The organism is Actinomycetospora sp. (assembly GCF_055612215.1).
In genome coordinates this window covers 1-7,805 of record NZ_JBVPVA010000090.1, presented here as the reverse complement: position 1 = coordinate 7,805, position 7,805 = coordinate 1, and the positions used below count along the sequence as shown (strand labels likewise).

Genomic DNA, 7,805 nt, shown 5'->3' with positions numbered 1-7,805 from the left:
TGCACCCCATCGTGGGTGTCAGCGGGCTGGACCAGCTCGTCGACAACCTGGGTGCCCTCGAGGTCACGCTGCCTCCCGGGGCCGTCGAGCGGCTGGACGCTGCCGGCGGGTTCGAGGTCGGCTTCCCCCACGACTTCATCCGCGACATGCAGGCCTTCGTCTTCGGCGCCGCCGGTGCCCGCGTGGACGGCGGTGCGACCTGAGGTCGGGACGCACGCGACCAGGTCCGGCGTGGTCGCCCGAGCACCCCGGTCGTGGGTCAGGTGTCGAGCAGGCGTGGCAGCGGGTTTCGTCCGGGTCCGAGGACGCGGGCGGGGTCGGTGGCGAGCACGGCGGCCAGGGCGGTCGCGTAGAGGTCGCGGAAGTCGGTGGAGGCCTTGAGGTCGCCGTCGTCGAGGTCGGTGAGGCTGGGTTGCTCGCCGTAGAGACCTCCGGTGACAGGTGCACCGAGGAAGAAGACGGGGTTGGCGGTGCCGTGGTCGGTGCCCTGGCTGGCGTTGGCGACGACGCGACGTCCGAACTCGGAGTAGACCATCGTGACGACCTGTCGTCCTGCGTCGGTGGTTCCGAGCCGTTGGACGAACGGGGTGAGGGCAGCGTCGAGTTCGGTGAGCAGCCGCTGCTGGGTGCCACGTTCGTCGGCGTGGGTGTCGAATCCGCCGAGGGAGACCGAGTAGACCCGCGTCGGGACGCGGGCCTCGACCAGGGACGCGACGGTCTGGAGCTGGTCGGCGAGCTGCGAGTGGGCGCCGCGGCCGTGGGTGCCCGCGGCGTTGCCGGCCCCGTTGCCGTTCGGGACCGACGTGCGGGTCGTGGCGAGGGTGGGGCCGAGCACCTGCTCGACCTGGGCCAGGTCGCGTCCCGACTTCGCGACCCGGGCGCGCATGGTGTCGTCGCCCGGGTCGACTCCGGCGAGGGCGCGGAACGCCGCGCCGCTCTTCCCGGTGGGCACCGTGAGCCCGGTCGAAGGGAGGGTGGACGCCGCGGTGCGGTCACCGGTGAGCAGCGGCGGCAGGACCGAGTCCATCGACACCGCCCGGAGCGGGTCGTCGCCGGTGGCGTCGAGCCAGCGCCCCAACCACCCGGAACCGGTGGGCGAGGTCGGGGATGCGGTCTGCCAGATGGCCATGGAGCGGAAGTGGCTGTGGTCGGGCTCGGGGTAGCCGACGCCGCGCACGATGGCGACCTGGCCGCCGTCGAAGAGGGACTTGATCCCGGTCATGCCGGGGTTGAGGCCGAGGCCGTCGCCGACGTCGAGCACGTCGGAGGGCTGGTAGGCCAGCTCCGAGCGGTTGGACTGGTAGGCGGGGTCGCCGGCGGGGACGACGGTGTTGAGCCCGTCGTTGCCGCCGTAGAGGGTGACGACGACCAGGACGCCGTGACCGGGTTGCAGCGGGGTGTGCACCGCGCTGTCGAGGAGGTGCGACCACGGCACCTGTGTGGCGCCGAGGGCCAGACCGGCGGCGGCCGCAACCCCTGACCAGGCCAGGAACCGGCGGCGGGTGACCGGCGGCAGATCGGTGCCGGGCAGGGGGCCGCTGGGTTCCTCGGAGCCGGATGCGGGGTCGGGGCTGCTCATGTGCTGATCACGTACTCCGGGGTGAGAGCGGCGACGGTGAGGACCTGTCGGGGATCTCCCCCGGCCACGTCCCGCAGGGCGTCGGTGCTGCGCGGTCCGAACGCGTCCACGGCGAGCACCTGGCGGGCCCAGTCGATCTGGGCGTTGGGCCCCGACGGGCCGGCCGGGATCGTGGCCCGGGCGACGACGGCCTGGGCCAGGGCGAGGCGGTCGAGCTGGGCGGAGGGCGTGAGCCAGGACGTGCCCCCGGGCCACCCGCCCACGCTGGGCGGCAGGAACGGGACCTGCCCGAGAGCCTGCAGATGCTGGTGCACCGGATCGGCACGCGGGCCGGCGGTGTTCGCGGCCCGGCGAGCGCCGGGTGCGGTGGTGACCGAGCTCGGCCGGGTGCCGACCGCGCGCATGAGCCCGAGCGCCCACTCCACGGGCTGTTTGACCAGGGTGGTGGCGCTGTCGTGGAACGGGTCCGAGGTGGCGATGGCCCGCAGCAGCGCGCTCAGGTCGCGGCCGGGGCCGTAGGCCGCGACGAGCTGGGCCAGCACGGACGGCGGCGGTGGCGTGGCCGACACCAGGCGGGACCACAGCCGGCCGGCGACGAACGCGGCCGATTCGGGTCGGGCGACGACCATGCTCACGAAGCCGGGCGCGTCGAAGGCGGCGGTCCGCCCGAGGATGGTCTTGATCCCGGTGTCCTGCCGGCGCGGGACGAGGTGGGCGGTCCCGGTGGACGGGGTGATCGTCCAGCCGGTGAGGGCGCGGGCGGCCTCCCGGACATCGGTCTCGCTGTAGTGCCCGACCCCGAGTGCGAACAGTTCCATGAACTCGCGGCTCAGGTTCTCGTTCGGCGATCCCACGCGGTTGGTCCGCCCGTCGAGCCAGACCAGCATGGCCGGATCGACGATCATCGCTCGAGCCAGCGAGGCGAAGTCGCCCTGGCCGAGGCGGCGCATGGTCTCGTTCTGGTTCAGCAGCATCGCCGGCTGGTTGACCTTCTGGGCGCTGGTGGCGAAGTGCCCGTGCCAGAACCAGGTCAGGCGCTCGGGCAGCGGCACCTCGGCCGCCCACATCCGATCGAGCCACCAGCCGGTCAGGGCGTTCTGCCCCTGCGCCCGGGCCTGGTGCTCGGCTCTCTTCGCCGCCGTGCCCGCCTTGCCCGTGTTCACGATGGGGGCCAAGGCAGGCGGCGGGGTGGCCGCGACCCCGGCGTCGGCAGGACGCGGGCCCAGCATCACGTCCAGGGTTGCGGCGAATCCCCGCTCGGTCGCGGCGGGCAGCTCCCCCGGGCGCGGGCCGAACCCGAACCGGTCGAGCAGTCGCCGGGTCGCGACCGCATCGGGAACGACAGACACGGGAGGACCATGCGCGAGCCGACCGGTGGGTCCAAGGTGACCGCGCACGCCCTCAGCCGGGCTTCAGCAACCTCGCGGCTTCAGCGGTCGGCGGCACGGTCGAGGAACCCCCGGACGTGGTCGACGAACCGGTCGTGGAACTGGTGGTGGGCGCCGTGCCCGGAGTCGGGATAGATCACCAGTTCCGCGTCCGGCAGGTACCGGGCGAGGAGCCACGAGTTGACCGCCGTGATGACGATGTCGTGGATGCCGTTGACGACCAGGACCGGCTGGCGGAGCCGGGACAGGTGGGTGTACCCGGGGTCCTGGACGGCGCCGTAGGCATGGATCGCCGCGAGCTGCGCCGCGACCGACTGGGTGGACACCGGAGCGTCACGATCGGTCCGGACCAGGATGCGTTCGACGAACTCCCGGCCGGCGGCCTGACTGGTCTCGGAGTCGTCGAACAGGATCGGGAGCCACATGTCCTCCTGGCGGTCGTAGGTCCTGGTGAACAGTTCGCCGACCCACTCCGGGCGGGACCCGATCTCCTCGCCGCCGCGGGGCCCGGTGCCGACGAGCACGACGCGGCGCACGAGGTCGGGGCGGTCGATGGCGAGCTCCTGGGCGACCAGGCCGCCCATCGAGTGTCCGAGCAGGTCGAGGCGGTCGAGCTCGAGGGCGTCGAGGAAGTGCGCGGCGTCGCGGGCCATCTCGTCGACGGTGTCCGGGACCGTCCCCGAGCTCGCGCCGACGCCGACGTTGTCGAAGAGGATCACCTCGCGGTCGGCGGCGAGCCCGTCGGTGATCGCGGGATCGAAGTCATCGAGGTTGCCCATGAAGTGCTGGACGAACACGACCGGGGTCGTCCCGACCGGGCCCGAAGCGTCGGTAGGCGTACCGGGCGCCGTGGGTCTCGAGGAACCGGGTCGGGGCGGAGTCGTGCGTGGTCGTCGGTGCGTAGGTCATCAGATGGCGGTCCGGCCGCCGTCGATGGCGAAGGTGGCGCCGGTGACGTAGCGGGCCTGCGATGAGGCCAGGTACGCGGCGAGCGGGGCGATCTCGTCGGCCTGCGCCCCGCGAGCGAGCAGGGTGGTCGAGCCCAGGGACCTGGTGCGTTCGTCGGGCGCGGCGTTGGTGTACACGGGACCGGGCGCGATCGTGTTGACCCGGACGCCGGCCGGGCTGTACTCGGCGGCCCAGGAGCGGGTGAAGGAGGCGAGCGCGGCCTTGGTCGCGCTGTAGGCGGCTCCCCCGCTCAGCCCGATCGAGCCGGCCATGCTGCCGATGTTGATGATGCTTCCGGAGCCGCGGGCAGCCATCCCCGGCGCGAACGCGGCGACGAGGAAGTACGCCGGGCGCACGTTGGCGTCGAACAGGCGGTCGTAGGTGGCCAGGTCGAGCTCGTCGGTGGGGCCGAACCAGGCCATCCCGGCGTTGTTCACGACACGTCGATCTCACCCACGTCGGTGGGGAGGGCCACGATGGCCGCCGGGTCGGCGAGGTCCGCGCCGACGAAGCGAGCCGCGCCGCCGGCCTCGGTGATCGCGTCGGCGACCGCGGCGCCCCGCTGTCCGTCGCGCCCGTGGACCACCACGGCGGCGCCCCGGCGTCCGAGTTCACGGGCGATGGCCTCGCCCATGCCGGAGGTCGCGCCGGTCACCAACGCGGTCGTTCCCTCGAGATCCTGCTCCGCAGGCATGGTCCGCGCTCCTCGTCGGGCCGGCGGCGGGGGTCCTGATGACCACCGCCTGACCGGCCCCACGACACCGGGCGCGGGGTGATCTCGACATCGCAGGAAATGGTGAGACCGGAAGGTGCGGCCGCTTCGATCACCGGCCGTGACCGGTTGCGTGGGCGTGCCAGCGGTTGGCGAGCTGCACCCGGGAGGCGACCTCGAGCTTGGTGAACACCGAGCGCAGGTGGGTGGCCACGGTGTTGGCCGAGATGCCCAGCCGTCGCGCGGCGGTCTGGTTGGAGTAACCGGTACTGATGAGCTCGGTGACCCGGCGTTCGGCCGCGGTCAGCGCGTCCCAGCCACGCTCGGGTCGGCGGGCCCGCGGCCGCGGCGTCACGGGTTCTCCGGCAGCGGCCAGGAGGGCTCCGGTCCGGGCGGCGAGGAGGTCCGCGCCATGTTCGGTGTGAAATGCGAGCGCCCGTCGCAGCGGGGGTCGTGCCGCATCGCGGTCACCCCGGGCGAGCAGGGCCCGGCCCAGGTCGACCAACGCGCCGGCGAGCAGCAGCGGACGGGGTGAGGACTCCAGCACGGCGACCGCCGCGAGGAGCATCTCCACGTCACCGCTCACGAAGCCGGAGATCTGCACCGCCAGGCCCTCGAGGCTCGCGACCCCCGGGTTGCGGTCGGCCGCGCGTCGGGCGCGCTCGGCGCTCTCGCGGGCGAACTCGCCGTCGCCAGCCGTCACGGCGATCCCGGCGTGCACCCTCATCCACTCCGGCAGGCGCGGGAAGTAGGCCTCCGACTCCTCGGCGGCGGCCATCACCGGACGGACCATCGCCACGCCGGCGGAGGGCTCCCCCTGCAGCGCGGCCACCAGGCTGCGCACCAGTGTCATCCGCGGGGCCGCGACGATGGGGTCGGCGCGGATCCCGCGTTCGGCCTGGGACAGCCGTCGACGGGCCTCGTCGAGGTCCCCCGCGAGGACGGCGGTGAGGGTCAGGACCATCGTGGTCTCCAGCTGCGCGGTCGAGACGTGGAGGTCGCGGCTCACCCGCTCGAGCGTGAACGCCTCGGTCCGGGCCTCGTCGAGACGGCCGACCATGAAGTGCTGCCACATCTGCGCCTCGATCAGCACGGGAAGGCGCGCGAGCTGTGCCGCGTCCACCTCCCGTCCCGCCGCGTCGACGACGGCCGCAGCCTCGTCGAAGCGGTCCAGCTGCCGCAACGCCGCCGCCTCCGCGGCGAGGTGGCCCGTCCCGACCGTGGTCCGCAGGGTGCGGAAACAGGACAGCGCGTCCCCGTGACGCAGGTGGTTGCGGGCCACTTCTCCCAGGGCGTGCAGTGCGATCTCCTCCGCGATCGGGTCGCCCAGCGCTCGGGCGTCGGCCAGGACCCGTTCGGCTGAGGCCGCCGCCGAGCGGGCCGTCGCCACCCGCGTCGAGGCCAACGTCCGGAACGCCAGGAGACGCACCCGTCCGACGTCGGACAGCTCCTCGACCAGGGCGCCGTCGACCCGACGCACGATCTCCGTCGGGGACCCGGCCAGCCACAACGCCCGCGCTGCCGTGACCTGGAGCCGTGCCCGGATCTCGACGTCGACCACCGCGTTCAGCAGGTCGTCGGCCAGCGCGAGGGCCTCGCCGCCGCGCTGGACGGTCGCGAGGATCGCCGCGCACCGCTCTCCGACCGCCGACCACGAGGGGTCGCTCGGCGGCACCAGCGCTAAGGCCTGCTGGGCCAGCTCGGCCGCGGTGTCAGGCAGCAACCCCACGCTCTGCTCGGCCGCGCGGATCAGGACCTCGACCGCCATCGGGTCCCCGAGGCCGGCCGCGGCCCGCATGTGTGGGGCCGCGGCCAGGGCGTCCCGGGTGGCCAGCAGGTGCTCGGCACACCGACGGTGCGCCGCGGCGCGCACGGGGGCCGGCATGTCGCGGTAGACGGCGTGCCGGACCAGGTCGTGGCGCACCGCCACCTGCCCGTCCTGCTCGTCGAGCAGATCGCCGGCGTGCGCTTCGGCGATCGCGTCGAGGACCGTCGCCGGTCCGAGATGCGCCAGGATCGCGACGGCGTCGGACCGATCGAGCGGCCGGCCCCAGACCACGACCAGCTCGACCAGCTCCCGGGTCTGCGGGGCCAGCGCTCCGACCCGGCGCCGCAGCGTCGTGGTCAGCGACTCGGGCAGCATCCGCCCCGGCGGCGGAGCGGTTCGCCCGGCGAGGTGCTGCAGGGCCAGCAACGGGTTCCCGCCGGCGCCGCGCAGCTCTTCACGCACCGCCGGGTCCGGAGCGGAGCCCAGGACCTCGGTGGCGATCGCCGCGATCGTGTCGTCCCCCAGCCGGCCCAATGGGAGCGACGACATCGACGTCACCCCGTCCACCGCCACACCGAGCTCGGCTCCGACCGTCGCGGGGGCACCACGCGCCGCCAGGAGCCAGACCACCGGCAGCCCCACCAGCCGGTCGATGAGGAGGCGCAGCGCCACGCGGGTCAGCTGGTCGGCCCACTGGTAGTCGTCGACCGCGATCAGCGCAGGACGTTCGCGCAGCATGTCCTCGAGCAGGTGCCCGACCCGGTCGACCAGCCACAACGGGAGGTGCGCGACCTGCCTGAGGTCCTCGAAGGCGGCGTCGTCGAGCAGCGGCCGCGTGCCCGAGCGCAAGGCCAGCAACAGCGGTGCCGCCGGAGCGATCTGGCCGATCTCCTCGGCCTTCCCGAGCCCGGTGGCGAAGCCCATCCGAGCGGCTTCGTCCACCACGGTCCGCACCAGCGCCGACTTGCCGATGCCGGCCTCGCCGGTCACCAGGATCACCGCCCCGCGGCCACGCTGCACGGTCCGTCGCAGCACCAGCAACGCCTCGGCGACCTCGTCGGACCGCCCCCTCAGGCTCGGCCCCACCACCGTCTCCCCACCAGGCCCGGTCTCCGGGGCGGCGCCGCACCACCCCGGTGCCACCGTAGCGGCGGCGCCGTCCCGTGCGGTCAGGCTGACGATGAGGGTGGCCCCGATCTCCGTGGTGCCGGGGCCCGCCCCGCCGTCGTCGTCGATCAACACGACGTGTTGGGGCCGAGTCGGCTGATGTGGCCAGGTGCGCCGCTCCCGGCCGCCGCGTCGGACAGGTGGTCCACCTAGTCCGGCGGTACGCCAGGAGGGACGAGCTCGGAGCGGGTGCGCCGAATGGTGTCGCCGTCGACCTCGTAGTACGACATCGTCGAGAGCGGT

6 protein-coding genes and 1 pseudogene are annotated in these 7,805 nt (G+C 73.7%); 1 reads left to right on the top strand and 6 read right to left on the bottom strand.

The window, feature by feature from the left end; translation table 11 throughout:
* A pseudogene (locus AC0CYZ_RS02105) lies at positions 1–203 on the top strand (aldo/keto reductase); the annotation flags it as partial.
* 56 nt (positions 204–259) lie between these two features.
* On the opposite strand, the gene AC0CYZ_RS02100 reads toward AC0CYZ_RS02105, so the two are convergent.
* From AC0CYZ_RS02100 to AC0CYZ_RS02075, 6 genes are all read right to left on the bottom strand, one after another.
* The gene (locus tag AC0CYZ_RS02100) at positions 260–1,579 is read right to left on the bottom strand and encodes a DUF1501 domain-containing protein (protein ID WP_472211839.1); all 1,320 of its coding nucleotides are present in this window, start codon (positions 1,577–1,579) and stop codon (positions 260–262) included.
* Complete coding sequence (locus AC0CYZ_RS02095; RefSeq protein ID WP_472211836.1) at positions 1,576–2,928, bottom strand: DUF1800 domain-containing protein; 1,353 nt, start codon at positions 2,926–2,928, stop codon at positions 1,576–1,578. Before AC0CYZ_RS02095 ends, AC0CYZ_RS02100 begins: the two co-directional genes overlap by 4 nt.
* A gap of 80 nt (positions 2,929–3,008) precedes the next feature.
* Complete coding sequence (locus tag AC0CYZ_RS02090; RefSeq protein ID WP_472211832.1) at positions 3,009–3,764, bottom strand: alpha/beta fold hydrolase; 756 nt, start codon at positions 3,762–3,764, stop codon at positions 3,009–3,011.
* 111 nt (positions 3,765–3,875) lie between these two features.
* Positions 3,876–4,352, bottom strand: coding sequence for an SDR family NAD(P)-dependent oxidoreductase (locus AC0CYZ_RS02085; protein WP_472211829.1), 477 nt, complete (start codon positions 4,350–4,352; stop codon positions 3,876–3,878).
* A complete protein-coding gene (locus AC0CYZ_RS02080) occupies positions 4,349–4,609 on the bottom strand; it encodes an SDR family NAD(P)-dependent oxidoreductase (RefSeq protein ID WP_472211825.1) in 261 nt (86 codons plus the stop codon). Before AC0CYZ_RS02080 ends, AC0CYZ_RS02085 begins: the two co-directional genes overlap by 4 nt.
* Before the next feature lie 130 nt (positions 4,610–4,739).
* Positions 4,740–7,634, bottom strand: coding sequence for an AAA family ATPase (locus AC0CYZ_RS02075; protein ID WP_472211821.1), 2,895 nt, complete (start codon positions 7,632–7,634; stop codon positions 4,740–4,742).
* Positions 7,635–7,805 lie beyond the last annotated feature (171 nt).